The sequence below is a fragment of the Magnetovibrio blakemorei genome (genome assembly GCF_001746755.1).
Classification (GTDB): domain Bacteria; phylum Pseudomonadota; class Alphaproteobacteria; order Rhodospirillales; family Magnetovibrionaceae; genus Magnetovibrio; species Magnetovibrio blakemorei.
Map to the genome: position 1 here is coordinate 1 of NZ_MCGG01000010.1, position 23,883 is coordinate 23,883.

Below are 23,883 nucleotides of genomic sequence, written 5' to 3' on the forward strand. Positions count from 1 at the left end.
TTGTTCAGGGCGAACTATTTTGGGCGCGGTCGTGACCAACGTTGCCATCAAATTTGCCATTCACAAACCGCCGTTCTGATCAGCAAAACTCGAGCGCTTCGTGGTTGTAAAGATCACACAGCAGTTGCACGCTGGTGGGTGATGTTGACAACGTCCGCATGTTGGTGCCATTCACAGGCCGTTCTTTCATCAAAGCTTGAATGATGTCGAAGGCGTGTTCGTCCAGCACAAAGCTGTGGCCGTCAAATCCAAGGGTGAAGCGCCCCGCTTCGGATGTGAGGGCGAATTTGACGTAGTGGGGCTTGATCAAGCTGTCGCCGTCTTTCAGGTAGGCGGCAAAGTTTTCTAGCGACAGTGGGTCTTCGCGCTCAGAATAGACACCGAAGTCCTCATGCCCAGACTCGGTAAAAAACGTCACCAACCATTGGGTAAAGTCAGCGCGGTTCAACAATCCGCCAAGGCGCTCGCGCACGGTGGCGACGGCATCGGGCGCAATGGAGAAATCTGCACTTTCGACGTTCAGACCATCGCCCACATAGCGCGGGTCGGTTTCTTCAAACTGCGCCAGATGGTGCCCGTAACTGCTCAGCAGTTCGGACAGCTTTGGCCCCAAAAACCCAACCGAATAGGTTAGCGAGGTTTCAATCGTGGTGCCTTCGTGAGCGAAGTTCGGCGGCAGGTACAGCACGTCGCCGCGGTTGACCTCCACCCGGTCGCCCTCGTAGCGGGTTTTGAGCAGTTTGAAGTTCAGGCCTTCAACGTGTTGAGGGTGTTGGAGGGCCTCGCGACCAATGGTCCAAACGCGCTGGCCTTGGCCTTGGACCAAGAACACGTGGTAGCTATCGATGTGCGGTCCCACCGAGCCGCCGGGGGCGGAATAGCTGACCATGATGTCGTCCATCAGCCACCGGGGAGCAAATTTGAAATGGCGCAACAGGGCCGAAGTGTCGGGGTGAAACTGCTCGACATTTTGCACCAGAAGGCTCCAGTCCTTGTCGCCAGCGCTGGCATAGTCGTCAACGCTAAAGGGACCAAAGTGCGCCGACCAGTCGAGTACGTCGCCGGCGCTCTTCACCATGCGCGAAAGTGGGGCGTCTTCCATCGCCAACCCGGCCAACTCATCGGCGCTGATGAGGCCTGCCAAGTCGTCCTGGTCAAACGCGGCGCGTACAAGAAATGGCTTTTGGTTCCAATAAGTGGCGTAGAACTCAGTGGGGGACGGCAGGGCGTCCAAAATGATCAGGCGTTGGGGCATTGGGTTCCGATTAGCGGCGCGGCGCAGGTTTGACCTGCAACAGCGTGGAGAGGTCCTGCATTTCCTGGAAATATTTATCAGCGCCGGGATGCATCGGAGCCGTCAGGCCTCTTTTGGACATGTCATTGGGCTGAAGGCTAAAGAGCGCCGCAGCGGAGAATTTAAAATCGGTGAAATTGTTAAAAAGGCTTTCGATCAGAGTATAGACGACTTTTTCGGGGGTTTTTGAAGTGGTGACCAGGGTGGCCGTCACGCCGAAGGTCTTGGTGTCGAGCGGGGAGCCGGGATACATTCTTCCGGGAATGGTCACGGGGGTGAAATAGGGGAACTTTTCGGTCAGCAACTTGACCGCCGGACCGGACACTTGCACCAATGCCGTGTCGCACATATGGGCCGTTTCTTTGATGGAAGCGTTGGGGTGACCTACCGTATACACAACCGCATCGACATCACCGCCACACAACGCCGCCGACTGTTCCGCAGGGGCCAATTCGCTCGCTAGGGCAAAGTCTTCTATTGTCCATCCTTTGGCGTGCATCATCAGATCCATGCCGGAGCGTTGCCCGGAACCGGGGTTGCCGATGTTGACGCGCTTGCCCTTTAAATCGTCGAATGTCTTTATGCCCGCGGCGGTGCGGGCCAACACGGTGAAGGATTCGGGGTGTAGCGATAAAACTGCATTGAGGTCCGAATACGTACCCTGGCCTTGAAACGGTCCATAGCCTTTGGTGGCGTAAAACTGCACATCCGATTGGGCAATGGCAAAGTCAACGGTGCCGTCACGCAGCCGATTGATGTTGTCCACGGAACCGCCGGTGATGGCGACGGAACAATGAATGCCGTGCTTGTCCTGCCTTTGGTTGATGAATTTGCAAATGGCTTTGCCGACGGGGTAATAGACGCCAGACGTGCTGCCCGTGCCGATCGTAATGTTGCGGGCCTCAGCACCCTGCGCTTGCCCTTGAATGGCAAGTGAAATTCCCAAAGCGCTGGCCAAGCAAATCAAAGCGTTGCAACTATGCCGTTTTAATTGAGAGGCCATCGTATCTCCGAAAGCAGGTTCTTATAACGGTTTAAGCTAATATACTGTGACAGAATTTGTGTTCATCCGTCAATGATATGATGATCCCTACAGAGCACAAATCAGGTATTGTTGGTTGAGGACCCAATGATATCAGATTAATATCGTACGCTATTGAATACGCCCCTAGGGAACCGGGCGGGACGGGACGGAGGCCGAGGTGTCGGAAGTTGATCTAAACAAGGCGCTCCCTCAGTCGGACGATGGCACTCCGGTGATGAAACTTGGGCCGGCACCCGTACCAGCCCCAGACCCCACGCCAAAACCGGCGCCGTCGCCCAAATGGCTGGCGCTGTTGTCCAGATGGCCGAGATTGCAGGCAAAATTTCTGGGGCTCTCTGCCCAATTGCCGACGCTTGTGGCTCAATTACAGGCACAGTCTGAAAGTCTGCCAACGCAAGTCGCTCGGGTGAAAGCGCTGCCTGGGACGCATTTTGGCATTGCGGCTCTTGGCCTTGTCGTCGTGGCATCGCTGTTGGTTTATGTTTTGTCCGAAGACGTACCCTTGGCGTTGCCCGGGTGTGGCGATGCGGACGTGCAAGAGGTGGTCCGCAGTCTTGTAAAGAGCGCCCTCACCCAACAGGGGGCACCCACACCAAAAATAGACGTCTCTGACTTTGAATCAGGTGGGTCCGCGCCGGATGCCCCGCGTCAACTCTGTACGTTTTTGGTGAGCGAACAAGGCGAGAAGCTCACCATGTATATGTCTGTGTCATGGAAAAACGTCGATACGGGTGAATACCAAGTGATGATCGGTTCGACCTACGACTCCGTTTCAGAGTGACACGGTTTGCTCTCCGTTAGGGCCTGACCCTAGCTTAACTTAAGGTTTTGCCTTGTTTGCCTGCGATGTCCTGGATGAACTGCCAGGCCACCCGGCCGGACCGGGCGCCGCGGGTCATCGACCACTCCAGGGCCGCTGCCTGCAAATCGTCTTTGCTGATGTCGAGGGCGTAGTGCACCCGGTAGCTTTCGCAAATCTCAAAATAAGTGGTTTGGTCGAGGTTGTGAAAGCCCAACCACAAGCCGAAGCGGTCCGATAGGGAGACTTTTTCTTCCACCGATTCAGACGGGTTGATGGCCGTCGAGCGTTCGTTTTCGATCATATCGCGGGCCATCAAGTGGCGGCGGTTAGACGTTGCGTAGAAAATCACGTTGTCGGGTCGGCCCTCGACGCCGCCTTCCAAAACCGCTTTTAACGATTTGTACTGAGCATCATCGGCATCAAACGACAGGTCGTCGCAAAAAATAACCGCGCGCCGTCCGGTTGCACGCAAAATCTCCAACAAGCGGGGCAGGGTGGGGATGTCTTCGCGATGAATTTCCACCAACAGCAGCGGATCTTTGCGGTTGGCGTTGATTTCAGCGTGCACCGCTTTCACCAACGAGCTTTTACCGGTGCCGCGCGCGCCCCACAGCAAGGCGTTGTTGGCGGGATGACCGTCGGTGAACTGGCGTGTGTTTTGCAGCAAGGTCTCGGCTTGCGACTTGATACCCTTCAGCAATGAGAAGTCCACGCGATTGACCTTCGCGACCGGGCTCAGGCGTTGCGAATCCGCGTGCCAGACAAAGGTGTCCTCATCGCCCAGCACTTGGGTTGAGGAACGGGCGGGGGCTAAGCGGTCCAACGCGTCGGCGATGCGCTCTAAAACGGGCTTTAATTCATGATCTGTCATGGTCGGGGACGATAATCGGGCAAATTGCGCCCGTCAATACGCGTCACAATTCGCGTAAATACGCCTGAATACGCCTCTATCTTGCGGATCTGCCTTAAAAAAGCCTTTCTGCGTTTGCATACCGTGTCGATACGGCTATATATTCCGCAGTCTTTTTTAGTGGACCCTGTCCCAGGCGCCATTGTGGCGTGGAATGAGGGTTTTGAGGAGTTTCCAATGCTGATTTCGCCTGCTTTTGCGCAAACCGCCGGTGCTGCATCTCCGGCTGACATGTTCAGCCAGTTCATGCCGCTGCTGCTGATCTTTGTGGTGTTTTATTTTTTGCTCATTCGTCCGCAGCAAAAGAAAGCCAAAATGCACAAGGAAATGCTGAACGCGTTGCGGCGCGGCGACCGGGTTGTCACCGGTGGCGGGATCATCGGCACCATCACCAAAGTCAAAAGCGACACCGAAGTTCAGGTTGAAATTGCCGATGGCGTCAAAGTTTTGGTGGCCCGTGATTCCATTTCGGTGGTCATGGCAAAAACCGAAGCAGCGGATAAGGTTTCTGCAAACGACTCAGACGATGACAGCCAAGACGATCAAGACGGCAATGCGAAGACCGACGGCAAAAGCAAAAGCACTGGCCTGAAAAAACTGCTCGGCGGCTGATCAAGGATCTCCGCTTTTCGACGATTGTTCTGATTTCATACGCTTCACTCAACGGAATTTGCCATGCTCAAGATCGAAACCTGGAAGCTTGCCGTCGTTGGCATTCTCTGCGCGCTTGGATTTGCCTTTGCCGCGCCCAACCTGTTGAGCAGCGAAGCGGTGGACGGTTTGCCGGGGTTTTTGCCCAAAAGCCAGATCAGCTTAGGTCTGGATCTGCAAGGCGGATCGCATCTGTTGCTGGAAGTCGAAGTCGGCGTCGTCGTTAAGGAGCGTCTGGAATCTTTGGTGGATTCAATCCGCACGGAGCTGCGTAAAGAGCGCATCATATACGGCGGCCTGGGCGCAACGGACAGCGCCGTCAGCGTCACCATCAAAGATCCGGCTGAAGCCCAAAAGGCATACGACACCATTCGCCAGCTAGAAGTCGGCTATGCCAGCGATTTGGCCGATGACGGTGTCATCACCCTGACCTTGACCGAACAATCGTTGAAAGAACGACGCGTCGCGGCGGTCGAACAATCCATCGAAATCGTTCGCCGCCGCATCGATCCTCAGGGTATCAAGGAACCCACCATCATTCGCCAAGGCGATGATCGCATTTTGTTGCAGGTGCCTGGTGAAGATGACCCGGAAAAACTTAAAAAGCTGCTCGGTCAAACCGCGAAGCTGACCTTCCATCTGCTCGACGAAAAAGGCTCGCTGGCTGATGCTATGGCCGGGCGGGTGCCGCCGGGCTCCATGTTGGTGCCATCGATTGATGAGTTTGACAATCGCGGCGCGGCACGCATGTATTTGTTAAAGAAGCGCGTTTCCGTCAGTGGTGATACCTTGGTTAGCGCCTCGCTGGGCTTTGATCAAAGCTCGCGCCCGGCGGTCAATTTCCGCTTGGATGCCGTGGGCGGCAAAAAGTTCGCCGACATCACGCGCGCCAACATTGGCAAGCCGTTTGCCATTGTGCTGGATGGCAAAGTCATCAGCGCGCCCACCATTCAAGGCATTATTCCGGGCGGTTCAGGCCAGATCACCAGCGGAACGTTCACCACGGAAAGTGCCAGGGAATTGTCCTTGTTGCTGAGTGCAGGCGCGCTGCCCGCCCCGTTGACGGTGCTGGAAGAACGCTCCGTCGGACCGGGTTTGGGCCAAGACAGCGTCGATGCGGGCAAAGTTGCATCAATGGTCGGCCTTGCCCTAGTGGTGGTGTTCATGGCGATTTATTATGGCCGTTTCGGCGTTTACGCCAATGTGGCGTTGCTCATGAACATGGTGTTGATCGTCGCCATGCTGTCGGCCTTTGGCGCGACACTGACGTTGCCGGGCATTGCCGGTATTGTGCTCACCATCGGTATGGCGGTGGATGCCAACGTGTTGGTGTTTGAGCGCATTCGCGAAGAATTGCGCACCGGACGGGGTGTTTTATCCGCCGTGGACCAAGGTTACAAACTGGCGCTCAGCACCATCATGGATGCCAACATTACGACCTTGATTGCGGCGGTGCTGTTGTTTGCCTTTGGATCGGGTCCGGTGCAGGGCTTTGCGGTGACATTGGCTGTCGGCATCATTTCATCGATGTTTACGGCGATTTGGGTGACGCGCATTCTCATTTCAACTTGGTTGCGGCGCACTCGCCCCGCGACGTTGACCATTTAAGGAGAAGGTAACAGTTATGCGGATCAAACTTCTCCCCGAGAATCCCAATTATGCGTTTCTGTCCAAGCGCATGATTTTCTATGTATTTTCGTCTCTGTTGGTGGCGTCTTCCATTGCGATGTTTAGCATCAAGGGCCTCAGCTACGGCATCGATTTCACCGGCGGCATTATGATCGAAGTGAAAATGTCCGAGCCGGACCAGATTGGCAGCATGCGCTCCACGCTTTCCCAATTGGGCCTGGGCGCGGTTGAGTTGCAAGAATTCGGAACCTCAGATGACATTATGATCCGTCTGCAGGCGCAAGATGGCGGCGAAGCGGCAAACCAAGCCGCCGTAAACGCGGTGAAAAAGGCGCTGGGCGACGGCGTTGAATATCGGCGCACTGAATTGGTCGGGCCCAAGGTATCCGATGAGCTGTTTTTGAACGGTATTTACGCCGTTGTTTCTGCGATTATGGCCATTTTGATTTACATTTGGTTTCGCTTTGAATGGCAATTCGGTCTCAGCGCGGTGGTTGCTCTGGCCCATGACGTAATCAGCACCATTGGGGTGTTTTCGCTGATCCAACATGAATTCAACCTGACCACCGTGGCCGCCGTTTTGACCATTGCGGGGTATTCCATCAACGACACGGTGGTGGTTTTCGACCGGGTGCGCGAAAACTTGCGCAAATACAAAACCATGCCGATGGAACAACTGCTCAATCAAAGCGTCAACGAAACCTTATCACGCACGACCATGACCTCGTTCACAACCTTGTTGGCACTGGTGGCACTGTATTATTTTGGCGGTGAAATCATTCGCGATTTTGCCTTCGCGATGATTTGGGGCATACTCATCGGGACCTACTCTTCGATCTGTGTGGCGGTGCCGATGTTGCTGCACATGTCCGTCGAACGGCGCAGCGGTGAGGACGACCAGCAAGCCCAAGAACAACAGTCGTAAAGCCTTCAAGGCTTTTTGAGAGGAGGGCGCATGTCCCTCGACATCACGCCACAGGTTCCCGCTTCGCGCCAAATCGTGCGCGCGTACGGCGATGGCGGCTTTAACATTTCCGGTGTCCAACACGAAGGTTCGGTGTTTGTCTTTTTGGAAGAAACGCGGGCGTGGTCGGGGGAAATAACCCTCGACGCACTGGAGCCTGTTATCCATCTTATAAACAAACCGGAAATCTTGATCATCGGTTGCGGTTCAACCTTTGAATTGCCAGATGAAGCGTTGCGTGCGGCCTTGAAAGCGCACGGCATTGCTTTGGAGTGGATGGATACAGCAGCAGCGTGTCGGACGTACAATGTCTTAGCCCTTGAAGAGCGTTCCGTCGCTGCCGCATTGGTTGCCGTTGTTTAAACCTTAAAACTCAAAAAGGTCAGCTTAGATGAAAAAATCAAGTCTCTTCGTGTGTTTGATTTCGGCTCTTGTGATGCACGGTTCTTGGGTGAGTACGGCGGTGGCCGAAGACGACCGCGAAGCCATTTTTGTGAGCCGTGAACAGCGCGACCTGGTGTTGGAGGATATGCGCAACTTCTTGGTCGCGGTGCAAGACATTGTCCTGGCCATGGCCGACGGCGATATGGCCACGGTCTCAGATGTGGCACGCGCCATGGGGCCGGGCAAGGGTCGGGGGATGGGCATGGGCATGGATATGCCTATGGAATTTCGCCAAATGGGTCGCGGAACCCACGTTGCCTTTGTCGAATTGGCACAAGCTGCCGACATGGGGTCTGAGGGTGTGATCGCGGATCTGGGAACGTTGATGTCAAACTGCACGGGATGTCATGTGACCTATAAATTTGTGATCAAACAATAATCCTTATTCCTTGGCCGAATGTGCTTATTCATATACACTATAATTTACGGATTAAATTATTGATGTAGGGTGTTTTTTCGTGAGCACATTTCGGCTGGGGCGAATCTTTTTCGCACTGATTTTTTTTGTCGGGGTGACGTATTTTGCTATGGTATGCCGTGTGCAGGCCAGCGAAGTTCCCCTTTCAGATGCTGAACGAGCCTACATTCAAGACAACCCAACCCTGCGTGTCGCCAACGAAATGGCGTGGCCGCCGTTTAACTTTAGTGAAAACGGGGAGGCCAAGGGGTATTCCATCGATTACATTCGATTGATTGCCCAAAAGCTGGGGCTCAAAGTTGAATTCGTCAGAGGCCCAAGCTGGGGCATGTTCATGGGGATGATCCGCACGGGCGACATCGACGTGATCATGAACATCATTCCGTCCGACGAACGCCGTGCCTATATCAACTTCACGTCGGCTTATGTGATTTCATCGGCGGCGCTGTATACCAAGGGCAGGCATTCCGACATCACCACGCTGGACAGTCTGAACGGCAAAACCGTCGCCGTGCCCGCAGGTTATATTTCACAAGAGTTGTTGACCCGCAAGTATCCAAACATCAAGCAGTATTTGACCACCGACACCGCCGAGGCCCTGCAGGCTGTAGCGAAGGGGGAGGTCGATGCCGTCATTTCCGACACCGGCGTGGCAGAGCATCTCATTCGGAAATTAAAACTTGAGAGTTTGGTGAACACGACCACGATTTCGGATCCAATGTTTGTCAATGTGTTGAGCATTGGGGTGCGTAAAGATCGGGCGTTGTTGCTGACCATCTTGCAAAAAGGCATGGATGCGGTTTCGGATGAAGAAACCTTGCGTCTCCGCGAACAGTGGTTGAGCCCTTCACAGGGCTCCCAGGTGCGAAGTCCGTTGGCGTTCACTGAGGGCGAGAAGGCGTATCTCGCGGCGCACGATGAAATCACCATGTGTATCGATCCCGATTGGATGCCCTATGAAAAATTTGATGCGGATGGCAAGCACATCGGCATGACGGCAGATTATTTTGATGCGTTTGCTCTGCGCATCGGCAAGCCCATTCATGTGGTGAAAACCAAAACGTGGCCCCAGTCTCTCGACGCCGCGCGCAAACGGGTTTGTGACATTATGTCCCTGGTGATGAAAACCGAAGAACGCCGTGCCTACTTGGATTTTACGGCGCCCTATCTGGTCAGTCCGATGGTGATCGCGACCCATCCCCATGCGCCGTTTATCGCCGATATTCCCAGCATCGGCGATCACGTGGTCGGGATCGTCAAAGGCTATGCCTTCGTGTCCGTTTTTCGCCATCGGTACCCCGACATCCATGTGGTCGAAGTGAACAACATCAATGACGGTCTGGACAAAGTGCGTAACGGTGAACTGTTTGGCATGATCGATACGCTGGCCACCATCGGATACGCCATCCAGCAAAATTATATCGGCGAGTTGAAAATCGTTGGCAAGTTTGAAGATACCCTCAATTTGAGTGTCGGAGTGCGCAATGATGCCCCTGAACTGCTGAGTATTTTTAATAAAGTCATTGATTCTTTAACGCCAGAACAACACCGCGCCATCCGCAACGCCTGGATCTCTGTTCACTATGAAGAGGCGCCCGACTACACCCTTTTGATTCAGGTGATCATTGCTTTTATGATTATTTCCGTGCTGATGGTGTATTGGCAAATTCAATTGCGCAAGCACAACGCGGTGTTGGAGCGTCTGTCGAATACCGACCGTCTGACGGGGCTTTTCAATCGCTTGAAGCTCGATGAAATGATGGAAATGCGCCATGCTGAATTTGCGCGGTTCGGTCGCCCCTTCAGCATCATTTTGCTCGACATCGACAATTTTAAATTGGTCAACGATCGCTTCGGTCACCAGATGGGGGATCGGGTTTTGGTGAAGGCCGCATCCCTTCTCAAAGACCAATCGCGGACCGTAGACAGCGTCGGGCGGTGGGGCGGGGAAGAATTTTTGATCATCTGCCCCGAAACCCGTGCCGAGGGTGCCAAGGTGCAAGCGGAATATATCCGCGCGGCGTTTAAATCTACGGACTTTGGGACTGGTGATACCATTACGGTGAGCTTGGGGATTGCCGAGATGGGCGAAGGTGAAGGCGTCAAAGACGTTATTTTACGCGCCGACGCAGCGCTTTACACGGGCAAAAACAATGGCCGCGATCAAGTTTGCGTCGCCGCGCCCCGTCCTGGGTCCACTCAGGCGTTCACTCAAACGCCTACAGGCCAATAGGCTTTGCTCTTAACGAATTTCTATGCAGCTTTGGTTTCATCTTGTGCGGTCTTCGCAGGGCTGTATAATTCACATATAAACCATGTTGAATTGGTATCATTCTAAGGTGCGTATGCGATGTTTTCTTCCACGATGATTCCCCCATTTTCGCCCGTTTTGCTGGGCGGCCTTGCTGCGCGCGGGCTTTCACCGAAGATTTTGCAACCGGCGCTGCGTCATGCGATGAAAACCATCTTTCAGCGTCACCCGGATTTGTTTGAGCGTTTAGGCCACATGGGCGCGCCTGTGTACTTGATTGATCCCATCGATTTGCCGTTGGCCTTCGTGTTGTATGCGGACGTTCACAATCCCGATATTGAGGCCGTACGCTCGGCCGAAGGGGTGAACGCGTGTGCCACCATTCGCGGTCCGTTGTTGAGTTTGCTGCGTTTACTGGAAGGGCGTATTGACGGCGATGCATTGTTTTTCTCCCGTGAGTTGGTGATCGAGGGCGACACCGAAGCCGTGTTGGCGTTGCGCAACACCGTCGACGGGGTTGAAGTCGATGTGATGGAGGAAATCCTCACCGCCTTCAGCGCCAATTTGCCCCGACCTTTGTCGGCCCCCATGTCGGCGCCGGTGCGATTGGTTGCGCGTTTGGGCCAAGGGCTGTTTGCCCGGGCCGCAGACGATTTGAGCATTTTGCACTCTGCGCTCACGGCCCCTTTGCAACGCCGGGTCGACGCCCAAGCGGCCCAGTTGGATGCGTTAAAAGGCGAGCCCGCGCGTGCTCCCAGCAAACCCAGGGCCAAAGCCAATCAACGCACCGTGCGTGAAGGGCGAGAGGGGGCTCAGGTATGAGCGCTCTACTGGAATTGGTATGTCCCGCAGGGACACCGGCATCGCTGCATGGTGCCGTTGAAAACGGTGCGGACGCAGTCTATCTGGGCTTTCGTGACGAGACCAACGCGCGCAATTTTCCGGGCTTGAATTTCAGCCGTCCCGAACTGGAAGACGGCTTGCTGTTTGCCCATGACCGCGGCTGTCAGGTCTTTTTGGCCGTCAATACGTTCCCTGAAGCGGGCAACCCCGGGCCTTGGCACAAAGCCATCGACGACGCGGCGGCGCTGGGCGTGGACTGTGTGATATTGGCCGACATCGGATTGCTCAATTACGCCGCCACCCATCACCCCGATTTGCGTCGCCATCTGTCGGTGCAGGCGTCGGCGTCGAACCCGGATTCCATCAACTTTTATGTGGATGCGTTTGGCGTCAAGCGGGTGGTGTTGCCGCGTGTGCTGAGCATTCCGGAAATCGCGGATTTGAACAAGCAGATTGCGGTGGAGACGGAAGTGTTTGTGTTTGGCGGGTTGTGCGTGATGGCGGAAGGGCGCTGTCAGTTGTCGTCTTACGCCACCGGACAATCGCCCAACATCAACGGCGTGTGCTCGCCTGCGAGCCATGTGCGCTATGAAGAAGACGCCGGCAACATGGTCTCGAAACTCGGCGATTTCACCATCAATGCCTTTGGCGAAGGCGAACCGGCGGGCTATCCGACGCTCTGCAAAGGTCGTTTTGTCACCGCCGGCAAGGCCTCGTATTTGTTTGAAGAACCCACCAGCTTGAACGCCGCATCGATGCTGCCAGAACTGGCCAAAGCGGGCGTGACGGCGCTGAAAATCGAAGGCCGTCAACGCGGCCGCGCCTATGTGTCGCAAGTGGTGGCGGCCTTTCGTCGCGCCGCCGATGCGGTTGAGGCGGGCGAGGCGGTGCCGGAACTGGGCCTGGAAAACATCACCGAAGGCCAAGCCAAAACGTCTGGCGCCTTCAACAAAAGCTGGCGGTGAGGAAAAACATCATGAGCGCAAAACTCACACCCAAACTCACACCTAAACTGACTCTGGGCCCGGTGCTGTTCAATTGGAAACCCGAAGTCTGGCGCGATTTTTATTTTCGCATCGCCGATGAAGCCGATGTCGACACGGTCTATGTGGGCGAAGCGGTGTGCTCCAAGCGCGCGCCGTTTTACGAACCCTACATCGCCGACGTGGTGGAACGGTTGCTGGGCGCGGGCAAAGAGGTGGTGTTGACGACCTTGGCACTGATCATGAACAGCCGCGAAATGAAGGCGCTGCGCGAAACCGCCGAGGATTCCGAGTTGATGGTTGAAGCCAATGACGTCTCAGCGTGCGCGCTTTTGGCCGGGCGTCCCCACGTGATCGGACCCTACGTCAACGTCTACAACGAAGGCACGCTGAAATACTTTACGGACCAAGGCGCGGTGCGGGTGTGCCTGCCCGTGGAATTGGGCCGCGATGCCATCAAAGCCCTGAAAGCAAGCACGTCCGTCAACAACGACGTGGCGCTGGAAGTCCAGGTCTTTGGCCGTCTGCCCCTGGCGGTGTCGGCGCGCTGCTACCATGCGCGTTCACACATGCTGCACAAAGACAGCTGCCAGTTCGTCTGTGATCGCGACCCCGACGGGATGGAGCTGGACACCTTGAACGACGAACCGTTCCTGGTGGTCAACGGCATCCAAACCATGTCCCACAGCTACCAAAACCTAAGCGCGGAGCTGGCCGAAATGCAAACGCTCGGCATCACCCACTTCCGCCTGTCGCCGCATACCGCCGACATGGTCGCGGTGGCAAACATCTATAGGGGCGTGCTCGACGGAACTCTGTCCCCCGACCAAGCCGACACCCAACTCGCCGACCTGATCGGCGAAGTGAGCTTCTCCAACGGCTATTACTACGGCGCTAAAGGCGTGGATTTTGTGGCGGCTTAGGGGCTGGTTTTAAAGTTGCGGCAGTCGTTTTCTAAACACCACAACCCCACCCACGCCCCGTCATTGCGAGCCCCCACTTGGGGGCGGGGCAATCCAGGGCCTTGAGTAAAGTAACCCGTCACCGTAACCACCAAGTAAACTGTCACCGTAACCCCACCGTAACCCAGGTCTGAGCCCCGCGCCCTGGATGGCGTCGTCGCTTCACTTCTCGCCATGACCGTGGGGATCAAAGTCTTCGTCTAAGTTTAGTCTTGACCGGACTTGATCCGGTCATCCACGTCTTTTTCACGCCCCCAAACATAGTCGTGGATACGCGGGGCAAGCCCGCGCAGAACGGTTTGGTGGTCTGGGCGGGGAGGGAGCGTCTCCGTACGATTTCGGCCTCAGGAACCCTTCTTTGCAACCTCGCAGGAACGCCAACTCTATGATAAGTCACGCATTTGACAACCGGCCGTTGTTGGGGGGGGAGGGTTGACCCTGTGTGCACAAGATGATACTCCCTAGTTTCACATGGATTTTTTGCAAATATTTTTAGGTCAGAATGATGATTAAAAGGTTAAGGAAATCAACAACATGTCTCGCGTTAATGGTCTTCGCCGTTAGTGTGAACGTTCCTGTTGTAAACTCCCAAGAGGCACCGTCATCTCAAAATAAAGAAAAAATTAATACATTTATCAATTCATCCATCAATTACATGCTGCCAACCATCGGTGAAAATGTCCCCGATTATTTAAAACGGGTTGAGCTCGATATTAAGGTACAAGATAACCTAAAGCCGGAATGGTCCATTTTAACCGTTCAGCCCCTTTATCAATCGGAAGACAAGCAAAATACGGTCTTCACCCAGCTCAGCCAACGTCGCTACGAATACTTAGGTACGGACCGTGACGTCACCAATATTGGATTTGGTTACCGCCAGCTGTTTGCGGACAATACCGTTCTTGCGGGTGTTAACACCTTTTATGATTACGAATGGAAACGTCAGCATAAACGCGGTGGCGTGGGTGCAGAAGTTAAGTGGTCTGGCCTCGATTTCACGACAAATATGTATAAAGCCCTCAGCGATAAATCAGGAAAAGGATTGTCTGGAGATACCCAAGAGGAAGTCCTTGATGGTCGAGATTTTGAGCTGAGTGCTCAAGTTCCCTATCTTCCTTGGGCAAAAATTCATGCCAGCCGTTATTATTGGGATAGCGTTGCGAATGCTGAGGACGTTAAGGGCTGGTCAACCAGTCTGGAAGCCAAAGTTCAACAAAATATAACTGTTGAGGCAGGATTAACTGACGATAACTTTATTGCGAAACGTGCAAAATTTGCCAGGGTTACCTTCAGTATTCCATTCGGTGAGCCTCGCCCCGTAATGGCGAGTTCACAGCTTGTCAGCAATACGGCATGGGACATGCGGGATATGAGAGAATACACGCTTGATAAGGTTCGTCGTCAAAACAAGATCATTGTCGAACGGACAACTTCTGGCGTCGTGATTACGAGGGGGAACTGATGAAAATGCTTAAGAAACTGACTTTTGGCGCCCTTGTTGTGCTGCTCCCACTTTCTGCGAAGGCTGCTATTCCAGGCACGACTGCGGCAGCAGACAGTTATGAAATCACTGTGACAAAAGTTGAATTGTGTAGGACTTCTGCTTGTGCAGCTCCCTACACCTTGGGCAGTGGAAACAAAACATTTGATATCTCCTCTGCCACTGCTGGTGCTGATGTTGGGCAGTATATTTCCTTAGAGGATATTCCTCTCTATCAGACGTGGTCGCATGTTCGTGTGACAATTTCCACCACCATTTCCATTAAGGGGCAAGGAACGGATAATGCGCCTCAGGCCTGCAAAACAGGTACGGGGCTAGCTTCCGGTGCTCATACGGCTGTTGGTACAGGAGTCGTAGCTGTAGGCGCTGGAACGCTTCAATCCTTGGTTATACCAAATGATAATGTGGGTGGGTTGGCGACTGCTGATTATACGGCTTTTAATTTTGCCAAAACAGCTGGGGCAGCAACTGCGACAATTACTTACGCTCTCTCAACACCTTATACATGCAAAGGGACATTGCCCCGAATTGAAGTTAAATTTAATACGAGTGCAGCATTAGGTTTAGTTCAAACAGGTGCAGGTACATGTGGCGTATTTCCTCGACCTCCTGATGTTACCATTACGGCAACAGACCCTTAATTTGGTTTGATTTTTTTACACAAAAAAGCCCGGAGACGGATGTCTCCGGGCTTTTGATTTTGCTGTGGTGAGATCAGTTTAGCCCGCGAAGTTGGCGTTGGCGAAGTCCCAGTTGACCAGGTGGTCCAAGAACGCGGCCAGGAAGTCGGGGCGGCGGTTTTGGTAATCGAGGTAATAGGCGTGTTCCCACACATCACAGGTGAGGATCGGCGTTGCGCCTCTGGTCAGCGGGCATTCGGCGTTGGGGGTCTTGACGATTTCAAGTTTGTCGCCTTTTTTCACCAACCACGCCCAGCCGCTGCCGAACTGGGTCATGCCCGCAGTTTTGAAAGCTTCTTTGAAGGCATCATAGGAGCCGAAGGCTTCGTCGATGGCGGCGGCAATGGCGCCTGTCGGTGCGCCACCGCCATTGGGCTTCATGGAGCTCCAAAAGAAGGTATGGTTCCACACCTGCGCGGCATTGTTGAAAATGCCCGCTTTGGAAGCGTCACCCGCGGTGGCTTTCATGATGTCTTCAAGCGACATGGCGGCCATGGGGGTGTCGGCAACCAAGCCATTCAGGTTCACAACATAGGCGTTGTGGTGCTTGCCATGGTGGAAATCAAACGTGTTGGCCGAAATGTGTGGCGCAAGCGCGTCTTTGGCGTAAGGGAGATCGGGAAGTGTAAAAGCCATTTTTAACCTCATCAGGTTTGATATGATTGAAATTGTTCTAAACGATTGCCCAAAACATAGGGACTTCACGGCAAATTTCAAATGTTGAATGCAAAAAATCGTGATATTTTCTGCATCTCGGCCCACTTCATTCTAAGATATGCCACTCTCCCTGCAAAAAGAAGACATTCATGCCCCCACCATCCCCGCCCCCGCCGTCCACGACGCCATCATCCATGCCCCCGTTTGATGACATTGTTTACGCGCTCAGTCAAAAAGACCGTGAACGCCACCTGTGCGCGATGACCGCAACCCGGGCCCAGCAAGGTGGATTGATGGCGCTGATCGCGTTTAATGACGAGCTGGCGCGCATTGCCCATACGGTGTCGGAACCGATGCTGGGCAAAATCAAGCTGCAATGGTGGATTGACGTGGTGCCGGGCATTTTGCAAGGCCGCCCGCCGTCGCACCCGGTGGCGCAGGCTTTGGCTGAGGTGAGAGACGTTTTGGCGGCGCGTTCGAAAGAGCTGCGGCAGTTGGCCGAAGCGCGCAATTTTGAACTTGAGCCCGACAAGCCCACATCGGTGGCGGAGCTGTATGCCTATGCGGACGCCACGGGCGGGGCGTTGCAAATGTTGATGCTCGATATCTTGGGCATTTCAGATGGCGAAACCCATCAAGCCGCCCGCGAAGTCGGTACCGCCTGGGCGCTGATCGGCACCATGCGGGCGCTTCCGTATCCGGCCCCGGCGCGCCGCGATATGCTGGCGCAAAATACAACCGTGAAGGATGTTTTAGAACACGCGGTGAGCTTGATCAAAACGGCCCGCGCCCGCACCACCCGGAAGGAGGCTTTGCCAGCCCTGGTCATCGCCAGACTTGCCGACCGCCACATCAAACGCTTGGCCAAGCAAGGTTGGGACCCGGCCCGGCGCGAAGAACCGCCCGCAGGATTTGGCGCCGTGGGGGCGGTGTGGTTGGGCAAAGTGACGAAACGATTTTAGGGCGGTTTAGGGCGGTATTAAGCTTTACCCTTCAACGACCACAGGGGCCTTGGAAAGTGGCAGGTGTAGCCGCCCGGTTGGCGCAGCAGGTAGTCTTGGTGCTCCGGTTCCGCTTGCCAAAACGCACCAACCGGCGAGACCCGCGTGACGACGGGGCCGGGCCACAGGCCAGACGCATCGACGTCGGCAATGGTCTGCAAGGCGATTTCGCGTTGCGCCTCGGTCGTATAAAAAATCTCCGAGCGATAAGATGCGCCGCGATCATTGCCTTGGCGGTCGACGGTGGTCGGGTCGTGGATTTGGAAGAAGAACTCCAGGATTTCGCGATAGCTGGTGCGCTGGGGATCAAACACGATCTCGATGGCTTCGGCATGGCTGCCGTGGTTGCGGTAGGTGGCGTTGGGCACATCACCGCCGGAATACCCGACGCGTGTCTTTTCAACGCCGGGGCGTTTGCGAATCAAGTCTTGCATCCCCCAAAAGCATCCGCCCGCCAAAACCGCGCGTTCCGTCTTGTTTGTCATCGGCTTGTATCCAATTCATCGCGAAAGAGAACTTGGATATAAGAACGAAGAGGCACTAATTCCAGATATCACCCGGGGCGGCGGGATTATCCGCCGTGGGCGCGGGAGGGGCATCCACATCAGCCTTGAGAACCATCAGTTCCAGCTGAGACAAATACGGAAAAATCGGTTTGGCGTCGTTGCGTGACAGCAAGATGACACCGCGTTCCGTATCAGGGAAGCCACCGCCCAGCGCATCGTCGAATTTGCGAATTTCCAAGGTGATCATCGTGTCGGTTCCCGTTTCACGACTTTGCCACAGATAGGTGGGGTTTTCTTGGCGCGGGGCCGCCAACGGCGCAATGGCGCGCACCAGAGTTTCGCTGGGCTGGCCGTAACGTCCGATATAATAACTGACGACTCTTTCAAAGGCCTCGGTGCGGAACAAGGTATGGAACTTCGTCGCCCGACCCGCGTCATAGCGACCAATGGCGCGGGTGCCTTGATACATGATGGTGTCGACTTCGAATTCGCCGCTCAGATCCAGCGGCCAGTTGACGGTGTCGATGCAGAAGATCGTTTCGCGTTCATCCTTGGCGACGCATGGTTTGTGGATGGTGACTTGGTCGAGCATGGCCATCCGCTTCTCGCCGACCTCTTGACCGATTTTGGTGTCCACGCCAATGGTAAGCTCAACGCCGTCGAGAATGGCCCCGGTGGGTTTGATGTCGGAGAGAACAATAACTTCTTGGGGGATGTCTGCCCCTTCGACTTTTTTGACGTCCCAGCCTTGGCTCCCTCCTGGCCCTTTGCCCGAGCTTTCCAGAAGACCCCCAAACGGATTTTCATCGTCCGCAGCGGCGCTTTTAGGGGCCGTTGCTACGGCAAATGGATCGTCCGCGTTTTGCGCGGCAGGGGCAGGCTTGTTCAGATTGTCCAACAGATCGGAAACGGCCGGGGTTTTGCTGTCGGCAATGACCGCAAATGGATCATCTTCAGCAGCGCTGGCGGCGGGGGGCTGAGCTGCAAATGGATCAACGTCCTTGGTTTCGGCACTGGCAGCGGGGGACGGTTCCGCAAACGGATCAACGTCTTGTTTATTGGCGGGGCTGGCCGAGATGGCGAATGGATTTTCCTCTTGGGCCGACTCTTGGGTCGGGCTGGCCTTGGCCGCAGATTTAGCCGGAGCTGATGGTGGGTCGACTTCGGCAAACAGACCCTTGTCGGCCGCGTCGGCGGCCTTTTTCTGGGCCTGTTCCTTTAGGGTCTGTTCGTCCAAGGGCAATCCGGTGTGTTCATCCAGTCCAAGGTATGCCAATACGTCCGGGTCGACGCCACCACCGAAGGGTTTCGAATCATCATAGCTCTTTGTGGGTACACCCGGTGCCGGATTGGAAACGGGTTTGGATGATGTGCTATTGTTGCGAATGGCTTTCGGGTCTAATCGAATGGCGGGGCCGGATGGCATCGGAATTTGGGGGGCGGCAGATGCATCCTCTATTTCCAAGTTGCCAAAGGGGTTCCCCGAGCTGGGCGAACGGGTGGAGGATGCCGGAGAGGAGACGGAATAAGGCGGTAGCCCCGAATCTTCTTTCGGCAGCGCCGCCAATTCTTCGGGCGAAAGCTCTCTTAATGGAAGTTCTTTCGCCAACTCATCGGGTGATATGGGAACGGCGGGCCCTCTGATGACATCGTTGCCAAGCTCTGCCTCAATCTGTTTGAGTTGAGCGCTCAGCTCCGCTTCCGAGAGGCGATCAGCTTCGATCTGTTGTTCTTTTTCTTCCTTTGTGACCCCGGTGATGTTGGGAGGAGCGAAAAAGTTCCCGAACGTCGACAGAAAGGTCCACGCAGCAGAGGGCTTTTTCACCACCGGGGCTGTTTCTGGTTCCGCCATGGGCTCAGCAGCAGGATCCGCAATCTCCTCGTCCATTTTGACCGTTTTACTGGCACTCAACGGGGCTTTTTTGGTGCGTTCGGCCAACTTCGACAAGGCAGAGGGTACAGGCTTGCCGGGGGCTTTTTCAACGGCAGCCTGTTCTGAGGCACTGGGCGTAAAGACCCGTACGCTGGTGGTTTCAGGCTGTGGGCTTTCAGGCTGTTGGACTTCAGGCTGCTCCGTCGCCAACGGTTCTTGAACGGAGCCGATGATGGGCAGGTTTTCGGTCGGTTGCGCCACTTCAAATGGATCGGGGCCTTCCAATGGGGGCAAAGGCGGCGGAGCTACGGCAATGCCGGGCGTCACGTGCGTCGTCGGTGCGGCGGCAGGGGGGGCGGGGAATTGCGCTCTTTGCGCCAATTCTTCGGCGCTGGGGGCCGCTTTTACCTCACCGCCCTTTTCTTGTGCCTGCATGGTGTTGCGCACAGAGATTAAGTAATGCGCGATTTCAAAAAAGCCCTGGTCAATCGCCACATCCACCGCTTGGGTGCCGCTGTAATCGTGGGCTTGAAGATCGGCGCCTTTGCTGATGGCGGCTTGTACGCCGGGCAAGTCGTTGCGTTCGACCGCCAAGAAAAGCTCTTGAGTTGCGCCACTCAGTTCTTGTTGGGCCAACGCCGGGGAAACAAAGGCCAAGGAGAGCAGGAGCGGCGAAGACAGGGGCAGATTCAATACGGCCCCTAACGCCGAAACCGCGCACAACAAATACCACGCCCGCGCACGCGTAGGTACGCAGAGGAAACGGCGTTTGGCTGGAACGGCCTTTAAGGGCATGTAGTCCGTTTATATCCCTTACTTCAACACTTCAGGTTTGACCGTTGATTTGAACCATCAAACTGGCCCAAATTCATAAATACTGCTATACCATGGTCTTAAATCCGGGGCTTCAAAAAAGTACAACAAAGTCCCAGTGGGAGGATGACAAAAGATGTTTAAGACTTTGAAAACAAATCTGCTTGTGGCGATGATTCTCACCGTATGTGCTTTTGCCACATTTGCTGTGCAGGCGAAAGACGTCCAGATCAAAAACAGTGACGGATTGACCTTGGGGGCCGAATTGACCTTGGCTGAGGGCAAAACCATAGTGGACGGCGTGGTGCTGTTGACCCACGGCACACTGGCGCACAACAAAATGGAAATCATCGTTAATTTGCAAAGGCTTTTGGCTGAGCGTGGGGTGAGCTCGCTGGCTCCGACCTTGAGCTTGGGTGTGGACAGCCGCACCGGTATGTATGATTGCAAAGTTCCAGCCACCCACAAACACTCCGATGCGTTAATTGAAATCGGATTTTGGCTCAACTGGCTGAAAAGCCAAGGCGCAACCGACGTTGTGTTGGCCGGGCATTCCCGGGGTGGCAATCAAACGGCTTGGTTCGCGGCGCGTGAAAACGATCCGGAGGTCTCCAAAGTCGTGCTGATTGCCCCGGCAACGTGGTCCATGGACGAAACGGCCAAAAGCTTCAAAAAAACCCACAACCAAGACCTCGCCAAAGTCTATGCAAAAGCAAAGGCCTTGACCGAATCCGGTCATGGGCGTGATTTGATGCAGGGTGTAGGCGTGTTGTACTGCCCCGGCGCGGACGTTGCTGCGGACAGTTTCTTGGATTATTACGCCAATGATGACCGCAACCACACTCCCAACCTGTTGCCGATGATCACGAAGCCGGTTTTGGTGATTGCGGGCAGTGAAGATACGGTCGTGAAGGGCTTGGTCGACGCCGTCAAACCGATGGCGGACGGGGAGAAAATCAAGCTCCATGTGATTGATGGGGCCGGGCACTTCTTCCTTGATTTTTATGTCGAAGACGCTGCCGACGCGATGGCCGAGTTTATCCAATAACACCCCTTTCGGGAGGCGCGACTAAAGAGCTTCAGCCCTTTTGACCGCTTCCCGCAAGGCCACGCGTGCGGTCCATTGTTCCAGGTGCGGATAATCTCTGGGAGCAATGTCGGTGAAGTCTTCCAAGATGGCCATCCACGGATACAAAATGATGTCGGCGATGGAATATTCACCGGCCAGATAGTCGCGACCTTGGGCCAAGGTGGCTTCCAAAACATCCAACGCGCGCCGGGTGCGGGTGCGGGCGCGGTCTTCCGCGTAAGGGTGCGGGGCGTCGGCGACTAGGGTGTAGTGATAAATATCGAGCATTTGCGGCGTTAGGCTGGCGGCTTCAAAGAGCAGCCATTTGAGCGTTTCGGCGCGCTCGACGGGGTGATCCAACCCCGGCAAGAACTGCCCGTATTTTTCCGCCAAATAGATCAAGATGGCGGAAGATTCAAACAGCGCCACGCCGATTTCGGTGTCGAGCAGGCCGGGCACCTGTCCGGTCGGACTGGCGCGACGAAAGGCGGCGAACTGGGGCGAGCCTTCTTCCAGCGTGCGGACATTGATGAATCTGTACTGGGCGCCCAGTTCTTCCAGCAGAATTTGCGCCTTCAGCACGTTTTGGGTGGCGTGGCCGTACAGTTCGATCATGGTTGAGTGTCCTTGATCCAGGCCTCAAGCGCGTTCAGCGCCCGGGCGCAAACGGCGGCTTTGCGGGCCTTTTTTCGGTCGCCGCGTTTGAGCCGCTTGCCCCGCATTTCGGGTGGGCGGTCGTCGATTTCGGCGGGCGGAAAAAGCCCGAAATTGATGTTCATGGGCTGATAGGTTTCCACGTCCGCTCCCCCGGTCACGTGACCCAACAAAGCCCCCAATGCGGTGGTGACGGGCGGCGGCTGCGTGTCTTGATCTAAGCGTTCGCGACTGGCGAAGCGTCCCGCCAACAGGCCAATGGCGGTGCTTTCGACGTAGCCTTCACAGCCCGTGATTTGGCCCGCGAAGCGGATGGACGGTTTGGATTTGAGGCGCAGGTTTTGATCCAAGAGTATCGGGCTTTTGATGAAGGTGTTGCGGTGCATGCCGCCCAAGCGGGCAAATTCGGCATTTTCCAGCCCCGGAATGGTGCGGAAAATGCGTTTTTGTTCTCCGTACGCCAGCTTGGTTTGAAATCCGACCATGTTCCACAGCGTGCCCAAATCGTTGTCTTGGCGCAGCTGCACGATGGCGTAAGAACGTTTGTCCGGGGCATTGGGGTTGGTGAGGCCGACGGGCTTCATGGGGCCAAAGGTCAGCGTTTCGACACCGCGTTCGGCCATCACTTCAATGGGCAGGCAGCCTTCGAAATAGGGGGTGTTGATTTCCCAGTCTTTGAACGATTGTTTTTCGCCGTCCAGCAAGGCTTGGATGAAGGCGTGATATTGCTCTTTATCCATGGCGCAGTTGATGTAATCAGACCCGTCGCCTTTGTCGTAGCGCGATTGAAACCACGCTTTGGAAAAATCGATGCTGTCTTTGTAGACGATAGGGGCGATGGCATCGAAAAACGCCATCTGATCGGCCCCCGTCAAGGCGCGGATGGACTGAGACAACGCATCCGACGTCAACGGTCCGGTGGCGACGATGGTTTGGTCCCAATCCAGGGCTTGCAGGTCGGTGATTTCTTCGCGCGAAATGGTGATGAGATCATGATCGTTGAGGGCGCGTTCGACGCTGTGCGAAAAGCCGTCCCGGTCCACCGCCAGGGCCCCGCCTGCGGGCACCCGGTTTTCGGTCGCCGCCTGCATGATGAGGGAGCCTAAACGGCGCATTTCTTCATGCAGCAGGCCAACGGCATTGGCGGTGAAATCATCGGCGCGAAACGAGTTGGAGCACACCAATTCCGCCAAGCCACCGGTTTGGTGGGCGGGTGTGGATTTGGTGGGGCGCATTTCATGCAGCACCACGGGGATGCCCGCTTGGGCGATTTGCCAAGCGGCTTCCGAGCCCGCAAGTCCGCCGCCGATGACGTGTATGGCTGATGTTGATGTTTGTGTGGTCATGGACTTGTCTTAATCGTCTTGTCAGCGGGTTGCAATGATTTCTCAAACCTGCCGGGCTTGACATTCGGCAACGGGGAAGGCTACCTGTGCTTTCACGACAAAACGGCGCACATAAGGGAGCCAACGACGGTGGAAATGTTCCAGGCTGATACGTATAAAATGGTCCTCATCGGGGTTATGGTGATTGTATTTCTGCGCTTTTTGCCGCGGATCAAGGCCAAAATGCTGGGCATTCCGTTTGTCAACGTTCACGATGTAAAACAGCGCATGGACGCGGGGGAAGCCCTGTTGGTGATTGACGTGCGCACGGCGGGTGAGTTTACCGGCAACCTGGGTCACATCGAAGGTGCCTTGAACTTGGACGCCTCGGCGCTCAGTTCCAAGCTTGCGGACTTGGCCGACAAACTGGAGCCCTTTAAAGACGAGCCCATTGTCATCACGTGTCGTACGGATAACCGCTCACCGGGTGCGGCGCGGGTGTTGTTTCAACATGGCTTTAAAAATTTAGTCATTATGGGCGGTGGGATGAGCGGCTGGAACCGCGCCGGATATCCGGTGGCGTACAAGCGCTGACGTTTTAAGCTCTA

24 protein-coding genes are annotated in these 23,883 nt (G+C 55.2%); 15 read left to right on the forward strand and 9 right to left on the reverse strand.

Annotated features, from left to right (window positions below):
- Positions 1-79 precede the first annotated feature (79 nt).
- Complete coding sequence (locus BEN30_RS03385; protein ID WP_069956943.1) at positions 80-1,255, reverse strand: JmjC domain-containing protein; 1,176 nt, start codon at positions 1,253-1,255, stop codon at positions 80-82.
- 10 nt (positions 1,256-1,265) lie between these two features.
- A complete protein-coding gene (locus BEN30_RS03390; protein ID WP_069956944.1) occupies positions 1,266-2,297 on the reverse strand; it encodes a TAXI family TRAP transporter solute-binding subunit in 1,032 nt (343 codons plus the stop codon).
- A gap of 199 nt (positions 2,298-2,496) precedes the next feature.
- Here BEN30_RS03390 and BEN30_RS18250 point away from each other — a divergent pair, with 199 nt between their 5' ends.
- Positions 2,497-3,120: a hypothetical protein gene (locus BEN30_RS18250; RefSeq protein WP_139134824.1), complete on the forward strand. Its 624-nt coding sequence runs from the start codon at positions 2,497-2,499 to the stop codon at positions 3,118-3,120.
- A gap of 34 nt (positions 3,121-3,154) precedes the next feature.
- Here BEN30_RS18250 and BEN30_RS03400 read toward each other — a convergent pair whose 3' ends face one another.
- Positions 3,155-4,012 (reverse strand): ATP-binding protein, encoded by an 858-nt coding sequence (locus tag BEN30_RS03400; protein WP_069956946.1) that lies wholly within the window; start codon positions 4,010-4,012, stop codon positions 3,155-3,157.
- 216 nt (positions 4,013-4,228) lie between these two features.
- On the opposite strand from BEN30_RS03400, the gene yajC reads away from it, so the two are divergent.
- From yajC to ubiV, 9 genes are all read left to right on the forward strand, one after another.
- On the forward strand, positions 4,229-4,663 hold the full coding sequence (yajC, locus tag BEN30_RS03405) for a preprotein translocase subunit YajC (protein WP_069956947.1): 435 nt from the start codon (positions 4,229-4,231) through the stop codon (positions 4,661-4,663).
- 63 nt (positions 4,664-4,726) lie between these two features.
- Entirely contained in the window at positions 4,727-6,310 is a 1,584-nt protein-coding gene (secD, locus tag BEN30_RS03410; RefSeq protein WP_069956948.1) for a protein translocase subunit SecD, read from the forward strand.
- Between the two features lie 16 nt (positions 6,311-6,326).
- Complete coding sequence (secF, locus tag BEN30_RS03415) at positions 6,327-7,256, forward strand: protein translocase subunit SecF (protein WP_069956949.1); 930 nt, start codon at positions 6,327-6,329, stop codon at positions 7,254-7,256.
- A gap of 30 nt (positions 7,257-7,286) precedes the next feature.
- Positions 7,287-7,658 carry an Mth938-like domain-containing protein gene (locus BEN30_RS03420; protein ID WP_069956950.1) on the forward strand — a complete coding sequence of 124 codons (372 nt, stop codon included), beginning with the start codon at positions 7,287-7,289 and terminating at the stop codon, positions 7,656-7,658.
- Between the two features lie 28 nt (positions 7,659-7,686).
- Positions 7,687-8,118, forward strand: coding sequence for a hypothetical protein (locus BEN30_RS03425; protein ID WP_069956951.1), 432 nt, complete (start codon positions 7,687-7,689; stop codon positions 8,116-8,118).
- A gap of 79 nt (positions 8,119-8,197) precedes the next feature.
- The gene (locus BEN30_RS03430; protein WP_069956952.1) at positions 8,198-10,390 is read left to right on the forward strand and encodes a transporter substrate-binding domain-containing diguanylate cyclase; all 2,193 of its coding nucleotides are present in this window, start codon (positions 8,198-8,200) and stop codon (positions 10,388-10,390) included.
- A 117-nt stretch (positions 10,391-10,507) separates the two neighbouring features.
- A complete protein-coding gene (gene ubiT, locus BEN30_RS03435) occupies positions 10,508-11,230 on the forward strand; it encodes a ubiquinone anaerobic biosynthesis accessory factor UbiT (RefSeq protein WP_069956953.1) in 723 nt (240 codons plus the stop codon).
- The gene (gene ubiU / locus BEN30_RS03440; protein ID WP_069956954.1) at positions 11,227-12,216 is read left to right on the forward strand and encodes a ubiquinone anaerobic biosynthesis protein UbiU; all 990 of its coding nucleotides are present in this window, start codon (positions 11,227-11,229) and stop codon (positions 12,214-12,216) included. Before ubiT ends, ubiU begins: the two co-directional genes overlap by 4 nt.
- A gap of 11 nt (positions 12,217-12,227) precedes the next feature.
- Positions 12,228-13,157 carry a ubiquinone anaerobic biosynthesis protein UbiV gene (ubiV, locus tag BEN30_RS03445; protein WP_069956955.1) on the forward strand — a complete coding sequence of 310 codons (930 nt, stop codon included), beginning with the start codon at positions 12,228-12,230 and terminating at the stop codon, positions 13,155-13,157.
- Here the strand turns inward: ubiV and BEN30_RS18255 are convergent.
- Positions 13,154-13,372 carry a hypothetical protein gene (locus tag BEN30_RS18255; RefSeq protein ID WP_139134825.1) on the reverse strand — a complete coding sequence of 73 codons (219 nt, stop codon included), beginning with the start codon at positions 13,370-13,372 and terminating at the stop codon, positions 13,154-13,156. The genes ubiV and BEN30_RS18255 overlap by 4 nt on opposite strands.
- A gap of 389 nt (positions 13,373-13,761) precedes the next feature.
- Between BEN30_RS18255 and BEN30_RS03450 the strand changes: the two genes are divergently transcribed.
- Together BEN30_RS03450 and BEN30_RS03455 are read left to right on the forward strand one after the other, a co-directional pair.
- On the forward strand, positions 13,762-14,658 hold the full coding sequence (locus BEN30_RS03450; RefSeq protein ID WP_170826946.1) for an inverse autotransporter beta domain-containing protein: 897 nt from the start codon (positions 13,762-13,764) through the stop codon (positions 14,656-14,658).
- Entirely contained in the window at positions 14,658-15,338 is a 681-nt protein-coding gene (locus tag BEN30_RS03455) for a hypothetical protein (protein ID WP_069956957.1), read from the forward strand. Before BEN30_RS03450 ends, BEN30_RS03455 begins: the two co-directional genes overlap by 1 nt.
- A gap of 78 nt (positions 15,339-15,416) precedes the next feature.
- Here BEN30_RS03455 and BEN30_RS03460 read toward each other — a convergent pair whose 3' ends face one another.
- On the reverse strand, positions 15,417-16,013 hold the full coding sequence (locus tag BEN30_RS03460) for a superoxide dismutase (RefSeq protein WP_069956958.1): 597 nt from the start codon (positions 16,011-16,013) through the stop codon (positions 15,417-15,419).
- Positions 16,014-16,183: 170 nt separating this feature from the next.
- Here BEN30_RS03460 and BEN30_RS03465 point away from each other — a divergent pair, with 170 nt between their 5' ends.
- Entirely contained in the window at positions 16,184-16,996 is an 813-nt protein-coding gene (locus BEN30_RS03465; RefSeq protein ID WP_084004955.1) for a squalene/phytoene synthase family protein, read from the forward strand.
- 17 nt (positions 16,997-17,013) lie between these two features.
- Here the strand turns inward: BEN30_RS03465 and msrA are convergent, their stop codons facing one another.
- Both msrA and BEN30_RS03475 read right to left on the reverse strand, forming a co-directional pair.
- The gene (gene msrA, locus BEN30_RS03470) at positions 17,014-17,520 is read right to left on the reverse strand and encodes a peptide-methionine (S)-S-oxide reductase MsrA (RefSeq protein WP_069956960.1); all 507 of its coding nucleotides are present in this window, start codon (positions 17,518-17,520) and stop codon (positions 17,014-17,016) included.
- A 55-nt stretch (positions 17,521-17,575) separates the two neighbouring features.
- Positions 17,576-20,209 (reverse strand): ankyrin repeat domain-containing protein, encoded by a 2,634-nt coding sequence (locus BEN30_RS03475; protein ID WP_069956961.1) that lies wholly within the window; start codon positions 20,207-20,209, stop codon positions 17,576-17,578.
- 154 nt (positions 20,210-20,363) lie between these two features.
- Between BEN30_RS03475 and BEN30_RS03480 the strand changes: the two genes are divergently transcribed.
- Positions 20,364-21,275 (forward strand): alpha/beta hydrolase, encoded by a 912-nt coding sequence (locus tag BEN30_RS03480; protein ID WP_084004956.1) that lies wholly within the window; start codon positions 20,364-20,366, stop codon positions 21,273-21,275.
- 21 nt (positions 21,276-21,296) lie between these two features.
- Here the strand turns inward: BEN30_RS03480 and BEN30_RS03485 are convergent, their stop codons facing one another.
- Entirely contained in the window at positions 21,297-21,911 is a 615-nt protein-coding gene (locus tag BEN30_RS03485; RefSeq protein ID WP_069956963.1) for a glutathione S-transferase family protein, read from the reverse strand.
- Positions 21,908-23,296, reverse strand: coding sequence for a methylenetetrahydrofolate--tRNA-(uracil(54)-C(5))-methyltransferase (FADH(2)-oxidizing) TrmFO (gene trmFO / locus BEN30_RS03490; protein ID WP_069956964.1), 1,389 nt, complete (start codon positions 23,294-23,296; stop codon positions 21,908-21,910). Before trmFO ends, BEN30_RS03485 begins: the two co-directional genes overlap by 4 nt.
- Before the next feature lie 135 nt (positions 23,297-23,431).
- Here trmFO and BEN30_RS17840 point away from each other — a divergent pair, with 135 nt between their 5' ends.
- Positions 23,432-23,869, forward strand: coding sequence for a rhodanese-like domain-containing protein (locus tag BEN30_RS17840; RefSeq protein WP_245648976.1), 438 nt, complete (start codon positions 23,432-23,434; stop codon positions 23,867-23,869).
- The last annotated feature ends 14 nt before the right edge of the window (positions 23,870-23,883 follow it).

What these genes read in the sequence shown, in the direction of transcription:
- BEN30_RS03385 (WP_069956943.1), bottom strand. Translation starts at nt 1,255, where the DNA reads ATGCCCCAACGCCTGATCATTTTGGACGCCCTGCCGTCCCCCACTGAG.
- BEN30_RS03390 (WP_069956944.1), bottom strand. Translation starts at nt 2,297, where the DNA reads ATGGCCTCTCAATTAAAACGGCATAGTTGCAACGCTTTGATTTGCTTG.
- BEN30_RS03400 (WP_069956946.1), bottom strand. Translation starts at nt 4,012, where the DNA reads ATGACAGATCATGAATTAAAGCCCGTTTTAGAGCGCATCGCCGACGCG.
- yajC (WP_069956947.1), top strand. Translation starts at nt 4,229, where the DNA reads ATGCTGATTTCGCCTGCTTTTGCGCAAACCGCCGGTGCTGCATCTCCG.
- secD (WP_069956948.1), top strand. Translation starts at nt 4,727, where the DNA reads ATGCTCAAGATCGAAACCTGGAAGCTTGCCGTCGTTGGCATTCTCTGC.
- secF (WP_069956949.1), top strand. Translation starts at nt 6,327, where the DNA reads ATGCGGATCAAACTTCTCCCCGAGAATCCCAATTATGCGTTTCTGTCC.
- BEN30_RS03420 (WP_069956950.1), top strand. Translation starts at nt 7,287, where the DNA reads ATGTCCCTCGACATCACGCCACAGGTTCCCGCTTCGCGCCAAATCGTG.
- BEN30_RS03425 (WP_069956951.1), top strand. Translation starts at nt 7,687, where the DNA reads ATGAAAAAATCAAGTCTCTTCGTGTGTTTGATTTCGGCTCTTGTGATG.
- ubiT (WP_069956953.1), top strand. Translation starts at nt 10,508, where the DNA reads ATGTTTTCTTCCACGATGATTCCCCCATTTTCGCCCGTTTTGCTGGGC.
- ubiU (WP_069956954.1), top strand. Translation starts at nt 11,227, where the DNA reads ATGAGCGCTCTACTGGAATTGGTATGTCCCGCAGGGACACCGGCATCG.
- ubiV (WP_069956955.1), top strand. Translation starts at nt 12,228, where the DNA reads ATGAGCGCAAAACTCACACCCAAACTCACACCTAAACTGACTCTGGGC.
- BEN30_RS18255 (WP_139134825.1), bottom strand. Translation starts at nt 13,372, where the DNA reads ATGGCGAGAAGTGAAGCGACGACGCCATCCAGGGCGCGGGGCTCAGAC.
- BEN30_RS03455 (WP_069956957.1), top strand. Translation starts at nt 14,658, where the DNA reads ATGAAAATGCTTAAGAAACTGACTTTTGGCGCCCTTGTTGTGCTGCTC.
- BEN30_RS03460 (WP_069956958.1), bottom strand. Translation starts at nt 16,013, where the DNA reads ATGGCTTTTACACTTCCCGATCTCCCTTACGCCAAAGACGCGCTTGCG.
- BEN30_RS03465 (WP_084004955.1), top strand. Translation starts at nt 16,184, where the DNA reads ATGCCCCCACCATCCCCGCCCCCGCCGTCCACGACGCCATCATCCATG.
- msrA (WP_069956960.1), bottom strand. Translation starts at nt 17,520, where the DNA reads ATGACAAACAAGACGGAACGCGCGGTTTTGGCGGGCGGATGCTTTTGG.
- BEN30_RS03475 (WP_069956961.1), bottom strand. Translation starts at nt 20,209, where the DNA reads ATGCCCTTAAAGGCCGTTCCAGCCAAACGCCGTTTCCTCTGCGTACCT.
- BEN30_RS03480 (WP_084004956.1), top strand. Translation starts at nt 20,364, where the DNA reads ATGTTTAAGACTTTGAAAACAAATCTGCTTGTGGCGATGATTCTCACC.
- BEN30_RS03485 (WP_069956963.1), bottom strand. Translation starts at nt 21,911, where the DNA reads ATGATCGAACTGTACGGCCACGCCACCCAAAACGTGCTGAAGGCGCAA.
- trmFO (WP_069956964.1), bottom strand. Translation starts at nt 23,296, where the DNA reads ATGACCACACAAACATCAACATCAGCCATACACGTCATCGGCGGCGGA.
- BEN30_RS17840 (WP_245648976.1), top strand. Translation starts at nt 23,432, where the DNA reads ATGTTCCAGGCTGATACGTATAAAATGGTCCTCATCGGGGTTATGGTG.